Origin of the sequence: Varibaculum cambriense (assembly GCF_022133705.1) — a bacterium.
Taxonomy (GTDB): domain Bacteria; phylum Actinomycetota; class Actinomycetes; order Actinomycetales; family Actinomycetaceae; genus Varibaculum; species Varibaculum cambriense_A.
The window spans coordinates 1-230 of sequence record NZ_JAKNHJ010000056.1 but is presented as its reverse complement, the minus strand read 5'-3'; the positions used below and the strand labels follow the sequence as shown (position 1 = coordinate 230).

Annotated in this window: 1 protein-coding gene; it reads right to left on the bottom strand. The window is 36.5% G+C overall.

Features of this window, described 5'->3' with window-relative positions; genetic code table 11:
* The coding region (locus tag L0M99_RS09755) for a hypothetical protein (protein ID WP_425304320.1) at window positions 1-203 on the bottom strand (203 nt) is incomplete at its 3' end.
* Between the last annotated feature and the right edge of the window lie 27 nt (window positions 204-230).

Sequence of the window (230 nt, the reverse complement as noted above, 5' to 3'; positions counted from 1 at the left end):
AGTGCACTAACCTTTGTATGTAAGATTTCACGTGCAACTTTGATTGCTTTTTCTTTTGATTTTTTGTAGTTTTCTTCGAGATAGATGTCCATTGTTGGCGTTACTGGTTTTTTGCGTGCATCAACAAGTTCAATTAATCTTGGAAGACCGAGTGTTACATTTCTTTCTCTAATTCCTGCAAAGTGGAATGTTCTTAGTGTCATCTGAGTTCCAGGTTCACCAATAGATTG